19 protein-coding genes are annotated in these 22,565 nt (G+C 49.4%); 9 read left to right on the top strand and 10 right to left on the bottom strand.

Annotated elements, in window-relative coordinates; translation table 11 throughout:
• Positions 1-12 precede the first annotated feature (12 nt).
• The 8 genes from LVQ76_RS02410 to LVQ76_RS02375 all read right to left on the bottom strand — a co-directional run bounded on the left by LVQ76_RS02410 (position 13) and on the right by LVQ76_RS02375 (position 9,015).
• Positions 13-1,377 (bottom strand): MFS transporter, encoded by a 1,365-nt coding sequence (locus tag LVQ76_RS02410; protein WP_232864107.1) that lies wholly within the window; start codon positions 1,375-1,377, stop codon positions 13-15.
• A gap of 147 nt (positions 1,378-1,524) precedes the next feature.
• Positions 1,525-2,412, bottom strand: a complete 888-nt coding sequence (gene cyoE, locus LVQ76_RS02405) for a heme o synthase (protein WP_232864108.1) — start codon at positions 2,410-2,412, stop codon at positions 1,525-1,527.
• A 135-nt stretch (positions 2,413-2,547) separates the two neighbouring features.
• Positions 2,548-2,877, bottom strand: coding sequence for a cytochrome o ubiquinol oxidase subunit IV (locus LVQ76_RS02400; RefSeq protein WP_034457975.1), 330 nt, complete (start codon positions 2,875-2,877; stop codon positions 2,548-2,550).
• Complete coding sequence (locus LVQ76_RS02395) at positions 2,877-3,491, bottom strand: cytochrome o ubiquinol oxidase subunit III (RefSeq protein WP_151994737.1); 615 nt, start codon at positions 3,489-3,491, stop codon at positions 2,877-2,879. Before LVQ76_RS02395 ends, LVQ76_RS02400 begins: the two co-directional genes overlap by 1 nt.
• The gene (cyoB, locus tag LVQ76_RS02390; RefSeq protein WP_232864109.1) at positions 3,481-5,472 is read right to left on the bottom strand and encodes a cytochrome o ubiquinol oxidase subunit I; all 1,992 of its coding nucleotides are present in this window, start codon (positions 5,470-5,472) and stop codon (positions 3,481-3,483) included. Before cyoB ends, LVQ76_RS02395 begins: the two co-directional genes overlap by 11 nt.
• A 19-nt stretch (positions 5,473-5,491) precedes the next feature.
• Positions 5,492-6,439 carry a cytochrome o ubiquinol oxidase subunit II gene (gene cyoA, locus LVQ76_RS02385; protein WP_064516627.1) on the bottom strand — a complete coding sequence of 316 codons (948 nt, stop codon included), beginning with the start codon at positions 6,437-6,439 and terminating at the stop codon, positions 5,492-5,494.
• Between the two features lie 473 nt (positions 6,440-6,912).
• Complete coding sequence (gene ampG / locus LVQ76_RS02380) at positions 6,913-8,388, bottom strand: muropeptide MFS transporter AmpG (RefSeq protein ID WP_232920874.1); 1,476 nt, start codon at positions 8,386-8,388, stop codon at positions 6,913-6,915.
• A gap of 48 nt (positions 8,389-8,436) precedes the next feature.
• Positions 8,437-9,015, bottom strand: a complete 579-nt coding sequence (locus tag LVQ76_RS02375; RefSeq protein WP_034457986.1) for a lipoprotein — start codon at positions 9,013-9,015, stop codon at positions 8,437-8,439.
• Positions 9,016-9,320: 305 nt separating this feature from the next.
• Here LVQ76_RS02375 and bolA point away from each other — a divergent pair, with 305 nt between their 5' ends.
• The 9 genes from bolA (at position 9,321) to LVQ76_RS02330 (ending at position 20,021) form a co-directional block, all read left to right on the top strand.
• Entirely contained in the window at positions 9,321-9,638 is a 318-nt protein-coding gene (bolA, locus tag LVQ76_RS02370) for a transcriptional regulator BolA (protein WP_034457988.1), read from the top strand.
• Positions 9,639-9,994: 356 nt separating this feature from the next.
• Complete coding sequence (gene tig / locus LVQ76_RS02365; RefSeq protein ID WP_232864112.1) at positions 9,995-11,293, top strand: trigger factor; 1,299 nt, start codon at positions 9,995-9,997, stop codon at positions 11,291-11,293.
• 320 nt (positions 11,294-11,613) lie between these two features.
• On the top strand, positions 11,614-12,237 hold the full coding sequence (gene clpP, locus LVQ76_RS02360; RefSeq protein ID WP_064516635.1) for an ATP-dependent Clp endopeptidase proteolytic subunit ClpP: 624 nt from the start codon (positions 11,614-11,616) through the stop codon (positions 12,235-12,237).
• Between the two features lie 133 nt (positions 12,238-12,370).
• Positions 12,371-13,645 (top strand): ATP-dependent protease ATP-binding subunit ClpX, encoded by a 1,275-nt coding sequence (gene clpX / locus LVQ76_RS02355; protein ID WP_120066138.1) that lies wholly within the window; start codon positions 12,371-12,373, stop codon positions 13,643-13,645.
• Between the two features lie 251 nt (positions 13,646-13,896).
• Positions 13,897-16,251, top strand: a complete 2,355-nt coding sequence (lon, locus tag LVQ76_RS02350; RefSeq protein WP_151994741.1) for an endopeptidase La — start codon at positions 13,897-13,899, stop codon at positions 16,249-16,251.
• Positions 16,252-16,461: 210 nt separating this feature from the next.
• On the top strand, positions 16,462-16,734 hold the full coding sequence (hupB, locus tag LVQ76_RS02345) for a nucleoid-associated protein HU-beta (RefSeq protein ID WP_151994742.1): 273 nt from the start codon (positions 16,462-16,464) through the stop codon (positions 16,732-16,734).
• A 357-nt stretch (positions 16,735-17,091) separates the two neighbouring features.
• On the top strand, positions 17,092-18,963 hold the full coding sequence (gene ppiD / locus LVQ76_RS02340) for a peptidylprolyl isomerase (protein ID WP_232864113.1): 1,872 nt from the start codon (positions 17,092-17,094) through the stop codon (positions 18,961-18,963).
• A gap of 163 nt (positions 18,964-19,126) precedes the next feature.
• Positions 19,127-19,498, top strand: a complete 372-nt coding sequence (locus LVQ76_RS02335; RefSeq protein WP_232864281.1) for a helix-hairpin-helix domain-containing protein — start codon at positions 19,127-19,129, stop codon at positions 19,496-19,498.
• 124 nt (positions 19,499-19,622) lie between these two features.
• Positions 19,623-20,021 carry a YbgC/FadM family acyl-CoA thioesterase gene (locus tag LVQ76_RS02330; RefSeq protein ID WP_151994744.1) on the top strand — a complete coding sequence of 133 codons (399 nt, stop codon included), beginning with the start codon at positions 19,623-19,625 and terminating at the stop codon, positions 20,019-20,021.
• Between the two features lie 49 nt (positions 20,022-20,070).
• On the opposite strand, the gene queC is transcribed toward LVQ76_RS02330, so the two are convergent.
• Together queC and LVQ76_RS02320 are read right to left on the bottom strand one after the other, a co-directional pair.
• A complete protein-coding gene (queC, locus tag LVQ76_RS02325; RefSeq protein ID WP_232904165.1) occupies positions 20,071-20,766 on the bottom strand; it encodes a 7-cyano-7-deazaguanine synthase QueC in 696 nt (231 codons plus the stop codon).
• Positions 20,767-20,830: 64 nt separating this feature from the next.
• Positions 20,831-22,534 carry an SgrR family transcriptional regulator gene (locus LVQ76_RS02320; protein ID WP_232864115.1) on the bottom strand — a complete coding sequence of 568 codons (1,704 nt, stop codon included), beginning with the start codon at positions 22,532-22,534 and terminating at the stop codon, positions 20,831-20,833.
• Positions 22,535-22,565 lie beyond the last annotated feature (31 nt).

Genomic DNA, 22,565 nt, shown 5'->3' with positions numbered 1-22,565 from the left:
TTTAAAGGGGCTTTATGCCCCTTTCACCAACTGTTCAATCTCAAATCGATTCGTTAGCTTGCTGTCTATCTTCACGTAGGCGCTGCGTTCCTGCGCGATAATATTCACATCACTCACGCCATGTTGAGCCAGCAAACGCTGTTTTAGTGATTCGTCTGCGGTCACATCTTCCGGAAGTTCAATTCGCAGGCTTGCCACATACGGTGGCTCAGTCATAGTGCTACTGACTAGTAGCCACACCATTGCCAGTAATGCGCCCATCAAGAATACCGTCTGCGAATCAAATAACCCGTCAATCCATCCGCCCAGTGAACCGCCAATGGCTACGCCTAAAAACTGGCTGGTGGAGTAAATCCCCATCGCCGTTCCTTTGTAACCTGCCGGAGATTCCTTGCTGATAAGCGACGGTAAAATAGCCTCCATTAGGTTAAAGGCGAGGAAGAACAATTGGACACCCAACACCAGTTCCCAGAAGTGCGGGCCGGAACCCCACAGAACAATTTCAGCGATTAGCAATAATGCAACACAGCCCACAAACACGCGTTTCATACGGCGTTTTACTTCCGCATAAATGATAAATGGAACCACTGAAGCAAAAGCAATCAACATAGTGCAAAGGTAAACTTTCCAGTGCTCAGACGCCGGGAACCCCGCCTGCTCGAGTTGGCCTGGGAGCGCGACAAACGTCGACATCAACATGATGTGCAGGCACATGATGCCGAAGTTCAGCTTCAGTAGTTTCGGCTCGGCCAGCACTTTGCTAAAGCAGCCTTTCACCATGCCGGACTCGCGGTTCAACACATGGCTTTTGGTGTTTGGCACCACCCACAGGGTGATTAAAATGCCGCAACTTGCCAATACGGCAATCATCCAGAACAGTGCGTTTAAGCCGAGGCTATGGGTGATGATTGGGCCTAGTACCATGGCGATGGCAAAGGTGACGCCGAAGCTTACGCCGATAAAAGCCATGGCTTTGGTACGATTCTGTTCGCGGGTTAAATCCGAAAGCAGTGCCATTACAGCCGCAGCAATTGCACCTGAGCCTTGTAATGCACGGCCAAGAATAACGCCCCAGATAGAGTCAGACAGCGCAGCTATTACGCTACCAAGCACGAATATCAGCAAGCCACCGATAATTAGCGGTTTGCGGCCAATACGGTCGGAAAGCAGACCAAAAGGAATCTGGAAGACAGCTTGAGCAAGACCATAGATGCCGATGGCAATACCAATTAGCGCTTCACTGGCACCCTGTAGCGCCATTCCGTAAGTAGTAAGAACCGGTAGCACCATAAACATGCCGAGCATGCGTAGTGAAAATACCGTGCCTAAACCCCACGTCGCTCGTAACTCGACGGGCGTCATTTTGTAATCGTTCATTACCACCTCAGATAAAAAGCAGGCCTTAGTGTAGTGCGTGGGCAGGGGAGGGTAAATGGCTGGTTGTTTAATAAATATTACAATGTGGAATGCTTGATGGCACTAATAAAAAAGGGCGCAATTGCGCCCTTTTATGAGGTTCATGACTTACCAGACGTAAGTCATAAGATTTTGTGAATCTGGCACCATGAAATCGACCGACATCATCACGCTTAATGAGGTAATAGCAACGATTGAAAAGACGAACAATTTGCGCGCCCAGACTTTATCGTCTTCCACTTTATAACCACGTAATGCCATGCCCAACCACCAGACGCTGACTGCAGCAGCAACGACCAGATATTTCCATCCGGCATAACCACCCAGCGACAGCATCAACGTTGCGACAGCAAAAGCGATGATATAAACTGTGATGTGGTTTTTCGCGACCGAAATCCCTTTAACCACCGGCAACACCGGAATGTTGGCGGCCTGGTAATCTTTAAAGCGGAAGATAGCTATCGCGTACGAGTGCGGCATCTGCCACAGGCTAAAGATAGCCAGCAGGATTAAAGCACCGGCATCAAATTCATTGGTTACAGCGCAGTAACCAATAACCGGCGGTGCAGCACCTGACAGGCTGCCAATTAGCGTGCCGTAAACGGATTTGCGTTTCATGTACAGGCTATAAACGCCGACATAAACCACAAAGCCCATTACACCTAACCACATAGCCAGCGGATTAGCACCAAACCACAGCAGCATGAAGCCAGCAATACCCAACAAGGTGGCGTATACCAGCGAGGTTTTCGGCGCAATCAAGCCTTTGACCAAAACCCTGTTCTTGGTTCTCTCCATCTTGCGGTCAATATCGCGGTCGATGAAGTTGTTATAAACACAACCCGACGCCACGACCAACGACACCCCAACCAGGGTGGAGATAAACAGGGAATAATCAATACTGCCCTTTGAGGCCAGTAAAAATCCGCCAATGACAGAAATTAAATTGCCGAAAATAATTCCTGGTTTTGTTACTTGCAGGTATTGCTTAATCATATATACCCGTCATCCTTCAGATTGCAGGGGTGTTGGCTGCCCTCTTTCACCCCGGTCACTTAGCTTACTAAGCTCCCGGGGATTCACTCGGTTGCCGCCTTCCTGCAACCCGAATGATTTGGGTATAGGCCGTTCTTAGTGAACCATCATGTTCTGGTTGAGGTTCCACATAATCCAGATAGAGCCGACCACCAGAATGGCTATTATCAGCGCAGTAAAGGCAAAGGCCACCAGGTTCCAACGCTCCTCAGAAGAGGTGTTCATGTGCAGGAAGCACACCAGGTGAACCAAAATCTGTACCACAGCACTTACCAGCACCACGCCAAGAATGACGGCATGGGATGCTGTACCTGTCATCACCATCCAGAACGGGATTGCCGTCAGGATGATAGACAGGATAAAACCAGTCATATAGGTTTTAACGCTACCGTGGTGGGCGCCAGCGTGTTCATTTGAATGGCTCATTACATCGCCCCCATCAGATAAACAACCGAGAATACACAGATCCAAACCACATCCAGGAAGTGCCAGAACAAGCTCAGGCACATCAGGCGAGTGCGGTTAGCAGGGGTCAAGCCGCGACGGTAAACGTGGAACATCATCAACGCCATCCAGACCAGACCCGAAGTTACGTGCAGACCGTGCGTACCAACCAGGGCAAAGAAGCCTGACAGGAAGCCGCTACGATCCGGACCGAAACCTTCTTTGATCAGGTGATGGAATTCATAGATTTCCATCGCGACGAAGCCCGCACCAAACAGGAAGGTCAGCGCAAGCCAGGAGATAACCTGGCTCTTGTTGCCTTTGTTCATGGAGATGATCGCCATGCCGTAGGTGATGGAGCTGAACAACAGCAGGGCAGTTTCAACCAGCACAAATGGCAGTTCGAAAATGTCTTTCCCTGCCGGGCCGCCGGCAGTGCCATTCACCAGAACGGCATAGGTAGCAAACAAGCAACAGAACAGAATGCAGTCGCTCATCAGATAGATCCAGAAACCAAAGACCTTATTGGTTCCTGCATCGTGATGCCCATGCTCAGCGGCGTGGGCGTTAGCGTGAGTGAGAGTTTCAGTTGACATTTTTCAGCCCTGCTTTGGTAATTTCATCGAAGTGCTGGTTTTCCAGTTTTTCGACTTCCGCAACCGGAACGTAGTAATCCACATCTTCGTCGAAGCTTTTCGCAATCCAGGTGATGATGATGCCTGCGAATGAAGCAATCGCCAGCCACCAGATGTGCCAGATCATCGCAAAACCAAACACGGTAGCGAACGCAGCAATTACGATGCCCGCAGCGCTGTTACGTGGCATATGAATCTCTTCATAATGCGTTGGCTGTTTGTACGCTTCACCTTTCTCTTTCATTTCCCAGAATGCATCACGTTCATGAACGTGTGGCAGGTGGGCAAAGTTGTAGAACGGAGGAGGGGAAGAAGTTGCCCACTCCAGCGTACGGCCACCCCACGGGTCACCAGTCAGATCACGGTTCTGCTCACGGTCACGGATTGATACGTAGAACTGAATCAGCTGGCACAGGATGCCCAGAGCAATCAGCGCTGCACCGCAAGCTGCAACAACCAGCAGAGTGTGGAACTGCGGATCAATCTGTTGGCTCAGGCGACGGGTCATACCCATGAAGCCCAGCACGTACAGCGGCATAAATGCGACGAAGAAGCCGATGATCCAGAACCAGAATGCACGCTTGCCCCAGGTTTCGTTCAGCGTGAAGCCGAAGGCTTTTGGCCACCAGTAAGTCAGGCCAGCGAAGCAACCGAACACCACACCACCGATAATCACGTTATGGAAGTGAGCAATCAGGAACAGGCTGTTGTGCAGTACGAAGTCAGCACCCGGAACCGCTAACAGAACACCGGTCATGCCACCGATAGAGAAGGTGACGATGAAGCCAATGGTCCACAGCATCGCGGAGTTGAAGACGATACGACCCTGATACATGGTGAACAGCCAGTTGAAGATCTTCACCCCTGTTGGGATGGCGATAATCATAGTGGCGATACCGAAGAACGCATTGACGTTCGCGCCGCTGCCCATGGTGAAGAAGTGGTGCAGCCAAACGATGAACGACAGTACCGTAATCGCGATGGTCGCCCACACCAGAGAGGTGTAACCGAACAGGCGTTTTTTCGAGAATGTCGCAACCACTTCTGAGAACACACCAAACACCGGCAGCACCAGGATATAAACTTCCGGGTGACCCCATGCCCAGATGAGGTTGATATACATCATCATGTTGCCACCCATATCATTGGTAAAGAAATGGGTGCCAAGGTAGCGGTCAAGGGTCAACAGTGCGACGGTCACGGTGAAGATTGGGAATGCCGCGATAATCAGTACGTTGGTACACAGCGAAGCCCAGGTAAACACCGGCATTTTGAACATTGTCATGCCAGGCGTACGCATATTCAGGATAGTAACGAAGAAGTTAATACCCGTTAATGTCGTACCGATACCCGAGAGCTGAAGTGCCCATATCCAGTAGTCGACGCCAACCCCCGGACTGTATTCAATGCCCGATAGCGGCGGATAAGCCACCCAACCGGTTTGCGCGAATTCACCTACCCCAAGAGACAGGTTAACCAGCACCACACCCACAACAGTGAACCAGAAGCTCAGGTTGTTCAGGAATGGGAAGGCAACGTCACGCGCACCAATCTGCAACGGCACGACAACGTTCATCAAGCCGATAACAAATGGCATCGCCACGAAGAAGATCATGATTACGCCGTGGGCGGTAAAGATCTGGTCGTAGTGATGAGGTGGCAGGAAGCCTGCTTCTCCGGCGGAAGCCAGAACTTGCTGGCTACGCATCATGATGGCATCAGCAAAGCCACGCAGAAGCATGACGATTGCGACAATCACGTACATTATGCCGAGGCGTTTGTGGTCAACCGAGGTGAACCACTCTTTCCATAAATATTCCCACTTACCGAAGTAAGTGATAGCTGCAACTAGCGCCAGTCCCCCGACGATAATTGCTGCCACCGTAACCATGACAATGGGCTCATGGTATGGGATTGCATCCAGTGTAAGTTTTCCGAACATCGTATTATTCCTCGGCCCCTTAGTGAGAGGTTTCCGCGTGACTCATGTCCATGCCTTCCATACCTTCGTGCGCAGCGTGCTCGCCTTCAGGTTGGGTCATGTCCATGCTCTTCCCGTGCCCCATGAATTTGTTGATTACGTCTTTAAACAAATCTGGCTTAACAGCGGAGAAGTATTCGACTTTGTTGTATTCGCTAGGCTGTGCCAGTTTCTCGTAAGTTGCCATATCGTTCATGACTTCTGGAGATTGTTTAGCTTTAGCAACCCATTGGTTAAAGGTGTCCATATCTGGGGTGGCGATTGCCTTGAACTTCATCCCAGAGAAACCTTTACCACTGTAGTTAGACGAAATACCGTCGTAGGTGCCTGCTTCGTCAGCAATCAAGTGCAATTTGGTCTGCATACCTGCCATTGCGTAGATTTGGCTGCCCAGGCGCGGAATAAAGAAGGAGTTCATCACTGAGTTAGAAGTGATTTTGAATTCCACCGGGGTATTGGCTGGGAAGGCGATTTCATTCACCGTAGCAATACCTTGCTCTGGATAGATGAAGAACCATTTCCAGTCCATGGCGATAACTTCGATGGTCACCGGCTTTGCATCGTGAACAAGCGGTTTGCTTGGCTCAAGAGCGTGCGTGGTTTTCCAGGTTAGTACCGCGAGGAAGATGACGATAAGGATAGGAATCGTCCAGACCACAGCTTCAACTTTGTTCGAATGCGACCAGTTGGGGCTGTATTTGGCGTTTGTGTTTGAAGCACGATACTTCCAGGCAAAACCGATAGCCATTGCGATAGCGGGTATTACTACTATCAACATCAGCCCGATTGCTGTCAGTATCAATGAACGTTGTTCCAGTCCAATTTGTCCTTTGGGGTCCAGAAGTGCAGAATCACAGCCACTCAGTAAAAAAGTGCCTGTAATTAATGCCATCCATCCCAAACTTTTATTGTATTTCCTGAGTCTCATTTAACGACCTCAATTCCGGGGAGCTCTAATTGTCGTTTAAAGTGTGAAGGCATTTTACGGGAAGGTTACATTACTGTAAACATGAATGGCGTAGTGTCAGTGTGGTGTTACCGGGTTCTGCCGACAATGTCACATAGAATGCAACAAACTGTAAAATATCGAGATAGCCCGCACCTTGCTGGGTTATAACGAAAACCTATGTTGCTATAAATAGTGTAGGTTAATTGGTATAACCAATCATTTGGCTAAACATAAATTTAACAAAATAGCATCAATTAACAAACGAGATGAGCTGTAAATTAATTGACCGGCTGGCTGAATCGGTTAAAGGTACGAAGAAAATAATTTTCCTGCTAATAATGTAAAAAAAGAGTCTTGCTTTCGAGAAATAATTCACCCAACGAATAACTGCGTGTTAACTGAACAATATAATCACGCGTCGAAACTTATTATTAATATTTATTGGGTGATTTTTAGACCAGTGCCGTTTTTCGCAAAGCCAGGTAATCGAGCAACCCACCAAACAAAATCCCGCCAATAGCAAAAAGCGCACCCCATTCGAGGAACTGAAGGTTGAACGCCCAGTTTGTCAGGCCGATGGCATTGGTAATCAACACCACCAACCACACGGCGAGAAGCGCACAGCCCAGCATCAATGCCCGTAGAGCAATGCGATAGGCGGATGAAAATTCACTGCGTGGGATAAAACCATCGTTATTCTGGGTGTATTCCAGCGTTGTTTTGCACACTAACAGCAGCAAAATACCAGGAACAGCGGCTACTACTGAGAACAAGTAAAACGTCGGCCAGCCGTGAGCTTCAACAAACCAACCGGCAATCGGGCCGACATAAACTCGACCTACAGCCGAAAGTGCCGAAAGCAGCGCAAACTGAGTCGCAGAAAACGATTTATTACACAGCGTCATAAGCAACGCGACAAATGCCGCCGTGCCCATGCCACCGCAAAGATTCTCAAAGAAAACGGCGGTTGCCATGCTGAACATATGTTTATCAGTGACGGATAAAATCCAGTAACCGGCGTTGGATACACCCTGTAAAACGCCAAATATCAGCAACGCGCGGAACAGCGACAGGCGCTGCATCAAAATGCCACCGTACAGTGCACCAATTATAGTGGCAATCAGTCCCAGCGTTTTATTCACCATGCCGACTTCGCCCGCGTCAAAACCGACGCCGCGAATTAAAAATGTGGTCGTCAGACTCATCGCGAAGGCATCGCCGAGTTTGTACAACACGATAAGCAGTAGGATTAGCCAGGCATTGTTGCGGCCAAAGAAATCACGCAGCGGCGCGACGACGGCTTGTTCAAGGCTTTTTGGGACCGGAATTGCATCGGTGGGCTCTGGGGCTAGCAATGTCGCGATGATACAAGGCAGCATCAATGCGGCCATCAACCAGTACATGCCTTGCCAGCCAAGATATCTATCCGCAAGCCATAGTGCTAAACCACCCGATACCAGCATCGCCAGGCGATAACCCAACACACTGATTGCTGCACCCGTGCCGCGTTCTTCAGCCGGAAGAACATCCGTTTTCCACGCATCAAAGACGATATCTTGAGAAGCCGAGCAGAAAGCAATGACAACCGCCAATGCTGCCATCCAACGTAACTGCGAGCCGGGTTCAAGGAAACCCATGCCCGCAATAGCAACCAGCAACAGAATTTGGGTGATCAGCAACCAACCACGACGCCGTCCAAGTAGCGGCGGCGTATATCTGTCCATAATCGGCGACCACAGAAACTTAAATACATAGGCTTGCCCGACAAGCGAGAAGAAACCAATGGTTTTAAGATCGATGTTCTCGACCGTCATCCATGCTTGTAGCGTGCCGGAGGTGAGGGCGAGTGGAAGACCGGATGCAAAACCTAAAATCAAAAGGATGGCTGACTTAGGTTGCTGGAAGAGACGCAGATAATGATTGGGCATACTTTGCTCTACAGCCAGCCCGCATGATGCGGGCTGGTGGGGTATTGATTAACGAGCGTTCTGCTTAATAAAGTCGTGAACGCTGGTGTCCTGAGCCATATCAGCAATGGTATCAGTCAATACGGAGTTCACCGCGTTGGCGATATTCTTGTTGGTGGCCTGGAACGCCCCTTCTACGTTATAGCTAGAACGGTAGTTTTTGGTCATCTTGTTGCCATTTTTCGCTGTCGCAATGATCACGATGTCAGCTTTAGTGGCGATGTTGTAGCGCACGCTGCCCTGAGACACGTCAGCAAACAACTGGTTTACGATGATTTGCAGATCAACCGGACTGTTTGGTCCAACCATGTAACCACGAGCAGTCATCTGTTTTTCCAGCACTTCTTGTAGCAAGAAGCGCAGGTCACGAGATGGAGTCAATGTAACCAGTTGGTTATCACGAGTGACTTTAGCCAGAGCCTGGTCTTTACGTTGATCTGCACCGTTGATGCTGACAGTCACACCCATCAAGCTTGGGTCTTGCTGTGGCAAGCTAATGGTTGGAGAAACATCAATGGTAGTTGGTGGTGTTGCACAGCTGGCCAGCATAAATACGGCGACCAACGGGAATAATAGTTTTTTTAACATGTTCGCTATCTCAATGTACTCAAGGGGCAGGCAGATAAAAAATCACGCCATCATAACACTGCGTTTGCCCAGGGGAAGTAGTTAACGCACGTAATTTCATCGCGTTGCGCTTTTTCTGAGCGGTTGCAAAGCTATCTGACCACTTTGCCCTCGATTAGTGCCGTAATCACATTAATCTACAGGGGCTTGGCTAAGAAAATCAGACGAAAGCTAAATAATTGTTGTAATTCCGTTATTAAAACGGCTAAAAGCGGCTAACATTTAAAGGGATGAGTGGCATCTCTACGTAGTCGAGGAGAAAGTTCATGATGATGCGCGAGCAAATAGAATCAAAATTAAGGGCAGCGTTTGAACCCGTGATCCTGGAAGTCGCGGATGAAAGCTATCGTCACAATGTCCCGGCAGGTTCAGAGAGTCATTTCAAAGTGGTTCTGGTCAGCGATCGTTTTGTGGGTGAGCGTTTTTTAAATCGTCATCGTATGATTTATGGCACTTTGAGTGCAGAACTCTCGTCAACGGTGCATGCGCTGGCACTGCATACCTACACCATAAAGGAATGGGAGGGGTTGCATGACACTATTCTCGCCTCCCCACCTTGCCGTGGAGCAGGGTCAATCGCCTGAAGTTAACCTTCAGACTTGCAACTGAGGGAACTTTTCCTTTATGTTGCGGTATATGAATCGTGTTTTATAAAACGGCCTGCGGGCCGTTTTGTTTTGTCTGAAATAGCCCTCGTTATTCCAGGGTTTGGGCAAAAAATCCAAAAGAACTGTGAAAAGGGCCGCAGCAACACTGTGTTGCCGTTCTCGACTCACCTTGGTGATGCCGCTATAATGCTGCGTCTTATTTTTCGGAATGTCTTCGGGACGATTCTGACGACAGGGAATGTGATTCTGATACAGAAGGCATCCCGGTTCTGCGAAGTGCAAATGAGCGCTTCCAGAGTTGACCGAGCACTGTGATTTTTTGAGGTAACAAGATGCAAGTTTCAGTTGAAACCACTCAGGGCCTTGGCCGCCGTCTCACGATTACTATCGCTGCAGACAGCATCGAAACCGCTGTAAAAAGCGAGCTGGTCAACGTGGCAAAGAAAGCCCGTATCGACGGTTTCCGTAAAGGAAAAGTGCCGATGACTGTTATCGCACAACGCTATGGCGCTTCTGTTCGCCAGGACGTGTTGGGCGAATTGATGAGCCGCAACTTTGTTGAAGCGATCATCAAAGAAAAAATCAATCCAGCTGGCGCACCGAACTACGTTCCAGGCGAATACAAACTGGGCGAAGACTTCACCTACGCGGTTGAGTTTGAAGTGTACCCAGAAGTTGAGCTGCAGGGTCTGGAAGCAATCGAAGTTGAAAAACCGGTTGTAGAAGTGACTGACGAAGACGTTGATGCAATGCTGGACACCCTGCGTAAGCAACAGGCGACCTGGAAAGATTCAGACGCTGCTGCAACTGCAGAAGACCGCGTAACTATCGATTTCACCGGTTCTGTAGACGGCGAAGTATTCGAAGGCGGCAAAGCGTCTGACTTCGTGCTGGCAATGGGCCAGGGTCGTATGATCCCAGGTTTTGAAGACGGTCTGGTTGGTCACAAAGCTGGCGAAGAATTCACTATCGAAGTGACCTTCCCGGAAGATTACCACGCTGAAAACCTGAAAGGTAAAGCGGCTAAGTTCGACATCGTTCTGAAGAAAGTAGAAGAGCGTGAACTGCCAGAATTTACTGAAGAATTCATCAAGCGTTTCGGCGTTGAAGATGGTTCTGTAGCTGGTCTGCGCACCGAAGTTCGTAAAAACATGGATCGTGAGCTGAAAGGCGCTGTGCGTAACCGCATCAAGTCTCAAGCAATCGACGGTCTGGTTAATGCGAACAACATCGATGTTCCAGCTGCACTGATCGACAGCGAAATCGACGTTCTGCGTCGCCAGGCTGCTCAGCGTTTTGGTGGCAACGAAAAACAAGCGCTGGAACTGCCACGTGAACTGTTCGAAGAACAAGCTAAACGTCGCGTAGTTGTTGGCCTGCTGCTGGGCGAAGTCATTCGTACCCACGAGCTGAAAGCTGATGAAGAACGCGTTAAAGGTCTGATCGAAGAAATGGCTTCTGCCTACGAAGATCCGACTGAAGTTGTAGAATTCTACAGCAAAAACAAAGAACTGATGGACAACATGCGTAATGTTGCTCTGGAAGAACAAGCTGTTGAAGCTGTTCTGTCTAAAGCGAAAGTGACTGAGAAAGCCACTAACTTTAGCGAACTGATGAACCAGCAAGCGTAAGCATAATTTTTGGCATCATCGCCAAAATATTGCTGCATCAAGCCCGTCACCTACTGGTGGCGGGCTTTTTTTATCAGTGACTCCCTGAAAACCCATCAATAAAACGCAGTTTCAGGGTTAGCGTAACAAGAAAAGGTTGTTATGCTTGAAACAGGGCAAGCTTATCCCCATAAATAAGGGCATGGCTCGAAAATGGATCCCTGACTGATAATCCGTCCGAATAAGGTAATAGGTGTAAGCAGGAGCGTAGTCTTCTTCTGGCACCTCAAGTAGAATCAGTGCTGCAGGTATCGAAGGCTTAATTATTCCAGGAGACGGAAATGTCATACAGTGGCGAAAGAGATCAATTTGCACCCCATATGGCCCTGGTGCCGATGGTTGTTGAACAGACATCGCGTGGCGAGCGTTCATACGATATCTATTCCCGTCTGCTTAAGGAACGTGTCATCTTTATGACGGGCCAGGTCGAAGACCATATGGCTAACCTGATCGTAGCGCAGATGCTGTTCCTGGAAGCAGAAAACCCAGAAAAAGACATCTATCTCTACATCAACTCACCAGGTGGTGTGATTACCGCTGGTATGTCTATCTACGATACGATGCAATTTATTAAACCAGATGTCAGTACCATCTGTATGGGACAAGCCTGTTCTATGGGTGCATTCCTGCTGACCGCTGGGGCGAAGGGTAAGCGCTTCTGCTTACCGAACTCACGAGTGATGATTCACCAGCCGCTGGGCGGTTATCAGGGCCAGGCTACGGATATCGAAATCCATGCCCGCGAAATCCTGAAAGTGAAAGCTCGTATGAACGAACTTATGGCGCAACACACGGGCAAATCTCTTGAAGAAATAGAGAGAGACACCGAGCGTGACCGTTTCCTCGCAGCAAATGAAGCGGTAGAGTATGGCTTAGTTGACTCAATCCTGACTCACCGTAGCTAATGCCCGAAAATAGTGAGCCGTGTACTATTATTGTTATAGCAGCGGCTCATAGCGCGCTTACGATTGGCTGCGCCGTAGAATGGCACTTGCGCCGTCCTGTTCGGTGCACAGAAACAAATAAGAGGTTTTACCGATGACAGATAAGCGCAAAGACGGTTCAGGCAAACTGCTGTACTGCTCTTTTTGCGGCAAAAGCCAGCATGAAGTGCGTAAACTGATTGCCGGGCCGTCAGTGTATATCTGCGATGAGTGTGTCGACTTATGTAACGACATTATTCGCGAAGAGATTAAAGAAGTCGCTCCGCACCGGGAACGTAGTGCGCTGCCGACTCCGCATGAAATCCGTCACCATCTCGATGATTACGTCATCGGTCAGGAACAGGCTAAAAAAGTCCTGGCGGTTGCGGTTTACAACCACTACAAACGTCTGCGTAACGGCGACAGCACCAACGGTATCGAACTGGGCAAAAGTAACATTCTGCTCATCGGGCCGACGGGTAGCGGGAAAACCCTGCTGGCTGAAACCCTGGCACGTTTACTGGATGTTCCATTCACCATGGCTGATGCCACAACGTTAACCGAAGCAGGTTACGTGGGTGAAGATGTCGAAAACATCATCCAGAAACTGCTGCAGAAATGTGATTACGATGTGCAGAAAGCACAGCGCGGTATCGTGTATATCGATGAGATCGACAAAATCTCCCGCAAATCTGATAACCCGTCCATCACTCGTGATGTGTCTGGTGAAGGTGTGCAGCAGGCGTTGCTGAAACTTATCGAAGGTACTGTCGCGGCGGTTCCGCCTCAGGGTGGCCGTAAGCATCCACAGCAAGAGTTCTTGCAGGTTGATACCTCCAAGATTCTGTTTATCTGTGGAGGTGCATTCGCAGGGCTGGACAAAGTTATTGCTAACCGCGTTGAAACCGGTTCAGGTATTGGCTTTGGCGCGACCGTAAAAGGTAAATCTCAGAAGGCGACCGAAGGTCAGCTGTTAGGCCAGGTTGAGCCTGAGGATTTGATCAAATTTGGTCTGATTCCTGAATTTATCGGCCGTCTGCCAGTTGTTGCTACGCTGACTGAACTGAGCGAAGAAGCACTGATTCAGATCCTGAAAGAGCCGAAAAACGCCCTGACCAAGCAGTACCAGGCGTTGTTCAATCTGGAAGGTGTTGATCTGGAATTCCGTGACGAAGCGCTGGATGCCATTGCTAAGAAAGCAATGGCACGTAAAACCGGTGCTCGTGGTCTGCGCTCCATCGTAGAAGGCGCATTGCTGGATACCATGTACGATCTTCCTTCTATGGAAGACGTCGAGAAAGTGGTGATTGACGAATCCGTCATCGACGGTCAAAGCAAGCCATTATTAATTTATGGCAAGCCGGAAGAGCTACAAGCATCCGGTGAATAATTCGCCAAAATAACCAGTCAGTTAGTCTAAAAAGGGGGATTTATATCCCCCTTTTGCTTTTCCTTCATTCCTGGCATTGAATGCTCGGGAAACATCCCCATATACTGAATTACTTGTTGGTGATGCCATGATTCCTGTCATCCTTCAAGTGCAGGAGCGTTGTTTACGCCTTCCTGCAAATTGAAAGATTTAAGGTATAAACAGAGGACATCGCCCCATCACCAGGCGGACCTTAACTAAGAGAGAGCTCTATGAATCCTGAGCGTTCTGAACGCATTGAAATCCCCGTATTGCCATTGCGCGATGTGGTGGTTTATCCGCACATGGTAATTCCACTGTTTGTCGGGCGAGAAAAATCCATTCGTTGCCTGGAAGCGGCCATGGATCATGATAAAAAAATCATGCTGGTGGCGCAGAAAGAAGCCTCGACAGATGAGCCAGGTGTCAATGACCTGTTCTCAGTGGGAACCGTCGCATCCATTTTGCAAATGCTGAAACTGCCAGACGGCACGGTAAAAGTGCTGGTTGAGGGTTTACAGCGTGCGCGTATCACCACGCTTTCTGACAACGGTGACCATTTCTCAGCGCAGGCTGAGTACCTGAATTCGCCAGCTATCGAAGAGCGCGAACAGGAAGTGCTGGTGCGCACCGCAATTGGTCAGTTTGAAGGCTATATCAAACTGAACAAAAAAATCCCGCCAGAAGTGCTGACATCGCTGAACAGCATTGACGATCCTGCTCGTCTGGCTGACACCATTGCTGCACATATGCCGTTGAAACTGACTGATAAACAGTCAGTTCTTGAGATGTCCGATATTAACGAACGTCTTGAATATCTGATGGCCATGATGGAGTCAGAAATCGATCTGCTGCAGGTTGAGAAACGTATTCGCAACCGCGTTAAAAAGCAGATGGAAAAGAGCCAGCGTGAGTACTATCTGAACGAGCAAATGAAAGCCATTCAGAAAGAACTCGGCGAAATGGACGACACGCCAGATGAAAACGAAGCGCTAAAACGCAAAATCGACGCGGCTAAAATGCCGAAAGAAGCGCGTGAAAAAACCGAAGCGGAATTGCAAAAACTGAAAATGATGTCGCCAATGTCTGCGGAAGCAACAGTGGTTCGTGGCTACATCGATTGGATGGTGCAGGTACCGTGGAATGCGCGCAGCAAAGTGAAAAAAGATCTGCGTCAGGCGCAGGAAGTCCTCGATACCGATCATTACGGCCTTGAGCGCGTGAAAGATCGTATCCTGGAATACCTCGCAGTCCAGAGTCGCGTTAACAAGCTCAAAGGTCCAATCCTGTGCCTGGTTGGGCCTCCTGGTGTAGGTAAAACCTCTCTGGGTCAGTCCATCGCACGTGCGACCGGACGTAAATACGTGCGCATGGCTTTGGGCGGCGTGCGTGATGAAGCGGAAATTCGCGGTCACCGTCGTACATACATCGGTTCTATGCCAGGCAAACTGATTCAGAAAATGGCGAAAGTGGGCGTTAAAAACCCATTATTCCTGTTGGATGAAATCGACAAAATGTCTTCAGACATGCGTGGCGATCCGGCATCTGCTCTTCTGGAAGTCCTTGATCCAGAACAGAACGTGGCGTTTAACGACCACTATCTGGAAGTGGATTACGATCTCAGCGACGTGATGTTCGTGGCAACCTCTAACTCCATGAACATTCCGGCACCGCTGCTGGACCGTATGGAAGTTATTCGTCTTTCCGGTTACACCGAAGATGAGAAGCTGAACATTGCCAAACAGCATCTGTTGACCAAGCAGATTGAACGCAATGCGCTGAAGAAAGGTGAGATCACGGTTGAGGATAGTGCTATAAGCGGCATTATTCGTTACTACACTCGTGAAGCGGGCGTGCGTAGTCTGGAGCGTGAAATCTCCAAACTGTGCCGTAAAGCGGTCAAACAGCTGCTGCTGGATAAATCGCTCAAGCACATCACCATTAACGGCGACAATCTGAAAGATTTCCTCGGCGTTCAGCGCTTTGACTATGGTCGTGCTGACAGCGAAAACCGTGTGGGCCAGGTAACTGGTCTTGCGTGGACCGAAGTGGGTGGCGATCTGCTGACTATCGAAACCGCATGTGTGCCGGGCAAAGGCAAGCTGACTTACACCGGTTCTCTGGGTGAAGTTATGCAAGAGTCTATCCAGGCTGCACTGACCGTAGTGCGCGCCCGTGCAGAGAAATTAGGCATCAATGCTGATTTCTATGAAAAACGTGATATCCACGTTCACGTGCCAGAAGGTGCGACGCCGAAAGATGGCCCAAGTGCGGGTATTGCGATGTGTACTGCGCTGGTATCTTGCCTGACAGGGAACCCTGTTCGTGCAGATGTGGCTATGACCGGTGAAATCACCTTGCGTGGTCAGGTTCTGCCAATCGGTGGTTTGAAAGAAAAATTGCTGGCGGCACACCGTGGCGGTATCAAAACGGTTCTGATTCCGGATGAAAATAAACGCGATCTGGAAGAGATTCCTGACAACGTTCTCGCCGACCTGGATATTCATCCGGTGAAGCGCATTGAGGAAGTTCTGACCCTTGCATTACAGAACGAACCTTACGGAATGCAGGTTGTGACCGCAAAATAGTGACCTGACGCATATTCGGTTAATAAAATCAGAGCTGGCTGGTGAATTGTCACTTGCCAGCTTTTTTTTGTATCGCTACTTTAGATCGCTGGCGATGCATGCCATTAACAACGGGTGTTGTAAGGGCATGACAGGCCTGATATAACTGCTGCGCGGTCGCACTTTGAAGGATACTGGTGCGATATAAATTATAAAGAGAGGAAGAGAAGAGTGAATAAATCTCAACTGATAGACAAAATTGCCGCCGATGCTGATATTTCTAAAGCTGCGGCTGGACGTGCATTAGATGCTGTGATTGCTGCTGTTACCGACTCTCTGAAATCTGGGGAAGAAGTTGCATTGGTTGGCTTTGGTACATTTGCTGTTAAAGACCGTGCTGCCCGTACAGGCCGTAACCCTCAGACAGGCAAAGAAATCACTATCGCTGCTGCAAAAGTACCAGGTTTCCGTGCTGGTAAAGCGTTGAAAGAAGCAGTTAACTGATTTATCGCTAGCTAATACCCGTTAGCATTCGAGTTGCAGGTAGGCGGCCAGAGAGCTTATCCCGATGAGCTTACTTCAGTAAGTGATTTGGGTAAGTGAGTACAGCCAACGCCCCTACAGCTTGAAGAATGATGGTTATACAGGGCAAGGCTAGTAAAGTTAGGTCAGGGCGCATCGTTAGATGTGCCTTTTTTTATGCCTGATGGCTAATTTTGCGCATGTTTGATGATTTGAACCCGTTTTCTTGTCACAATACCCGCTTGCACGCAGCGGCACAGCAGTACGCATATTCAGGGATGCCCATTTAGCGACTGCGCTGGGTTTACCATTCACACTACAGTGGAGTGTTGTTACACCATGATGGACAATTTACGTACGGCGGCAAACAGCCTCGTAATCAAGATAATTTTCGGGATCATTATCGTGTCATTCATTTTGACTGGCGTGAGTGGCTACCTGATTGGCGGTAGTGCCAACTACGCCGCAAAAGTGAATGGCCAGGAAATCAGCCGTGGTCAGTTTGAAAATGCTGTTGCCAGTGAGCGTAATCGCCAGCAGCAACAGCTTGGCGAACAGTTCTCTGTGCTAGCCGGCAATGAAGGCTACATGAAGCAGATGCGCCAACAGGTACTGTCGCGCATGATTGATGAAGCGTTAATGGACCAATACGCCAAACATCTTGGTCTTGGCATCAGCGACGAACAAATCAAACAAGCCATCTTTAAAGAACCCGCATTCCAGAACAACGGCAAATTCGATAACGCGCGTTATACCGCGATTATCGGCAACATGGGTATGACTGCGGATCAATACGCTCAGGCACTGCGTAATCAACTTACCACTCAGCAGCTGATTAATGCCGTTGTGGGTACTGATTTCATGCTGGCGGGTGAAACTGACGAACTGGCAGCCCTGGTGTCGCAGCAACGTGTGGTTCGTGAAGCCACAATTGATGTAAACGCACTGGCTGCGAAGCAGGAAGTTTCCGAGCAGGAAATCAACTCCAGCTATGAGCAGAACAAAAACAACTACATTGCCCCTGAGCAGTTCAAAGTAAGCTACATCATGCTTGATGCGGCTTCTCAGAATGTCGAAATAGCCGATACAGATATTCAGGCTTACTACGACCAGCATCAGGACGAGTTCACTCAGCCTCAACGTAACCGTTACAGCGTGATTCAGACTAAAACTGAAGCCGAAGCTAAAGCGATTCTTGATGAACTGAGCAAAGGCGGTGATTTTGCTGCTCTGGCAAAAGAAAAATCAGCTGACATTATTTCCGCCCGTAACGGTGGTGACATGGGTTGGCTTGAACCAGGCACTACACCTGATGAGCTGAAAAATGCCGGTCTGAAAGACAAAGGCCAGCTTTCTGGTGTGATCAAATCTTCTGTTGGCTTCCTGGTTGTTCGTCTTGATGACATTCAGCCTGCGCAAACTAAACCATTGGCAGAAGTAAAAGACGCCATTGCTACGAAAGTGAAGCAAGAGAAAGCGGTTGATGCTTACTACGCTTTGCAGCAGAAAGTTAGCGATGCGGCGAGCAATGACAACGAATCTCTGGCAAGTGCTGAGAAAGTCGCTGGTGTTAAAGCTGTCGAGACCGGTTGGTTTGGTCACGACAACTTACCTGCTGAGCTGAACTTCAAACCTGTTTCAGATGCTATTTTCAATGGTGGTCTGGTCGGTGCGAATGGTGCTCCGGGTATGAACTCCGACATCATTACAGTAGATGGTGATCGTGCGTTTGTTATTCGTGTCGCTGAGCACAAAGCTGAAGCTATCAAACCGTTGGCTGAAGTTCGCGAGCAAGTTATCGCGCAGGTTAAACATCAGAAAGCTGAGCAACAAGCTAAGCTGGATGCAGACAAGCTGCTGAATGCGTTGAAGTTGGGTAAAGGTGATGAAGCTATGAAAGCCGCTGGCTTGAGCTTCGGTGAAGCGAAAACGCTGACCCGTACTGGTCAGGACCCAATCAGTCAGGCTGCCTTTAATCTGCCATTACCAGCAAAAGATAAGCCAGCCTACGGCGTGGCAAATGACATGCAGGGTAATGTGGTTCTGTTAGCTCTGGATCAAGTTAAACCCGGTGACATGCCGGCAGAACAGAAAAAAGCGATGGTTCAGGGTATCACCCAGAACAACGCCCAGATCACTTTCGAAGCGCTGATGACCAACTTGCGCAAAGAAGCGAAAATTAAGATGGGTGACAGCATCGAACAGCAGTAATTAACCTCGAGGTTTCTCGCAGTTAACTGCAATGCTCTGCAACATTCAAAGGCCGCTTTCGCGGCCTTTTCCACATTTGAAGATTGCCATTTGTAGCTGTTTTTTTTCCTCGGTAAGGTGGCTTCGCTGTCAACACACAAGGAGAAACAGCATGAAAAAAGGAATCAAAAGTGGAATACAAGCAGTGTGCATTGCCGTGGCATTTATTGGTACAAGTATCTGCACTCAGGCTTTGGCTGCCCCAGTTGCTGTCAAAAATGATACGGCCCAAGCTCAACAGCGCAGCGATAAAACCCCTGCAACCCCCGTTGCAACCGCTAAATCGAGCGATGCTGATGATGGCGTGGTAAGTATTAACACGGCGAGCGCAGAAGCTTTAGCAAAAGCAATGAATGGTGTTGGCTTGAAAAAGGCGCAGTCGATAGTGAGTTACCGGGAAGAGTACGGCCCATTCAAGGCACTGGAACAATTGCAAGAGGTACCAGGGATTGGCAGTGCATTGGTAGAACGTAATCTGTCTCACATTAAGCTTTAACGCTTAGTGCTCCTTGCTCGCGCAGGCGGGAAAGTTTGCTATGCTAAATAACAGGTCATACCAGTTTGGTGTGGCCTGATACCTCACCTGAATATTAAAACTACAGTGAAAGGGTTTTAGCGCTATGCAAACACAAATCAAAGTTCGGGGTTACCATCTTGATTTCTATCAGCATGTTAACAATGCCCGCTACCTTGAGTTTCTCGAAGAAGCCCGCTGGGAAGGGCTGGAAAATGCGGCAGGATTCCAATGGATGACAGAGCACAACATCGCCTTCATCGTGGTGAATATCAACATCAATTATCGTCGTCCGGCGGTGCTTGGTGATTTGCTACGTATTGAGAGTTCGTTACAACAACTCAATGGTAAAAGCGGTGTTTTGAGCCAGGTGGTTAAACTTGAACCAGAAGGTGAGATCGTCGCAGATGCGTTACTGACTTTCGTTTGTATCGATTTGAAAACTCAGAAGTCGGTTCCACTGGAAGGGGAACTGCGGGAGAAGTTAGTTCAAATGATGGAGTAATCAAGTCGATAAAGGGGCGTGGCAATTAGCGGACCACGCCCACTAATATTTATTTCAGGCCGGTTTTCTTTTTCATTGCTGCCATTACCCCAGGTTTATCCGCCAGGAAATGGTTAAGCCCGTTAGAACGCAGGTTGCAGGCGGCACATTCGCCACAGCCGTCGCCTTTAATGCCGTTATAGCAGGTCAGCGTTTCGCTACGCACCAGATCCAGTTGCTGCCAGTAATCCGCCAACGCCCATGTTTCTGCTTTATCGAGCCACATCAGTGGTGTTTCGAAGCGAATATCGCGAGCCATACCAAGACTTACGGCATGATTCAGAGCTTTTACGAATTCATCACGACAATCCGGGTAACCGGAGAAATCCGTTTCACAAACACCGGTGATCACCGCTTCGGCCTCAACCTGATAAGCGTAAATCGCCGTCAGCGTCAGGAACAGAATATTGCGTCCTGGAACAAAAGTGCTTGGAATACCTTTTTCTTCGGGATCGTATCCTGGTACTGGAATGCTATCGCGCGTCAGGCTGCTGACAGCCAGTTCATTCAATAGCGTTACATCCAGCACTTTATGCGCACGCGCACCCAGTTTCAGCGCCAGTTCACGAGCAACGTCAATCTCAGCACGGTGGCGCTGGCCATAATCAAATGTCACACAGTGGACTTCATCATACTGCTGTAATGCCTGAATCAGGCAGGTTGTGGAATCCTGGCCACCACTAAAGACGACAACTGCACGTTTCATGAGTAATCCTGTTAAACAGCTAAAAACCTATGGTAACTCGTGGGCAGATAGCTGCCCAGCTTCTTCACGCCATCGTTGGTGGCGGTATCCACGCCTGGGTAAAATCGAACCAGCCCCAGGCGTTGAGCTCAATGCCGTTGACACCCGGCGGCGCGCTGATTTGGTAGCGGTAATTAAACAGCGGTGAGACTATCGCATCGCGCATTAGTGCGCTGAATACCTCCTGCAAACCGGTGCTGCGCGCGTGTTCATCCGGATGGATTTGTACGCGGTCGAGCGTTGCCTGCAAATGGGTGTACTGGCTTTCAGTAAGCACCGCAGGCCACAGCACATCGCTGCGTAACCACTGCTCCAGCGTGTAGACAGGTGCTTCGCCAATCAGACGGTCACCCATCATTAAATCGGCCTCAGCCAACGCCTCACATCCTGCCCAGTTTTTCGCATCATGAAATATCAGTGTGAGCTCGCAACCCAAATCAGCCAGATGTGTTTTAAGCTGCTGCGCCATGACGTGCAACTCAACGGGCAAGTGATAAATCAACGTTAATTGCGGCGGCAGCGTTATCGATTTGGACAATGGCCATTCGGGGAGTTTCCAGCCAGGGATCATCTCGCTGCTTGGGGTGATCAGCGACTCATCGACCGGAAGGCTTTCAATCAACTGCTGCTGCTGAATGATTTGCATCAGGAAGCGTGCCTGTTCTGGTGTTAAATTGCCGTTTTGTTTTACCGCCAGATAGCAAAACCCAAGACTAATGCTATTGCTGACAGGACGTAGATGAACCAACTCGTCTTGCTGACCAATGGCGATTTGCACCGGATGGCGGCAACTGGTGCCCAGTTCGGTGTCGAACAATTGCGGGGTAATCCAGAACTCTACTGCTTTGAGCAGCGGGTGGCTGAGGTGGTAATACTCAAAACTCTCGATACGCACCAGGTTCTCTTTAAAGCTGTTGATGCGAAATGGCCCACAGCCGATTTGGGTATCTTCAGGATGCGCCAGGCGGCTGCAATAACTCGCCAGCCGATGCGCCAGCCAGTAATCGGGAGTATGCAATACAAAGCGGATACATTGCGTATGGGCAAGCTCAATGCTCTTCACGCTGATGAACAAACGTCGCATCGCAGGGAGCGTCAATAACATCATCAGCCGTTGCTGTAACTGCGTGGTTTCCACCGGTTCGCCATTATGCCAGTGCAGTGTCGAGCGAATGAAAAAGTACCAACTGAGGCCATCTTCGGAGACTTGCCAGTGGTGAGCCAGATCGGGCTGCGGTGCCGCGCAGTTCGAGGTGAATCGGGTGAGCCCGGCAAACACCTGGCCCGCGAGGTGCTGTTCGGCACGACCAGGCAGGAACCCCGGTTGCAACGGTTCTAATGGGCGATAGTAGGGAATACGTAAAGTCGGCGTATCGTTTTGCCATTGCCCTCCAAGGAACGGTTGCAGCAATTGGCGCAGCTGTTCAGGGGCGATTTGCGCAAGCTCTAGCGCATTCTGGTGCTGCCCTTTATGGAGTACTTGTTCCATCATTCCGGAACGCACGCTTTCTGGAGTCACCAGAAAACTCAATGTTCCGCGTTTACCGCGCCCAGACTGGGCATGCCATGTCAGCCAACCCGCATCTTCAAGTTGATTAAGCAGCGTTCGTACATGGCGCTCACTGCAAAAGCAGCGCGCCGCGAGTTCAGCTACCGTCACTTGCTGCGGTTCTCCCGCCGAAGGCTGCCATAAGCGTTGAAATTGGTTTAATCGGTTTAACAGTCGCATTGGTGTAAACCCGGAACAATTTTCAGAAAGT

It is taken from the genome of Buttiauxella cochleicola, assembly GCF_021283185.1.
Lineage (GTDB): Bacteria > Pseudomonadota > Gammaproteobacteria > Enterobacterales > Enterobacteriaceae > Buttiauxella > Buttiauxella massiliensis.
Note: the sequence above shows the minus strand (reverse complement) of the source record. Positions and strands in the feature narration are given on the sequence as shown.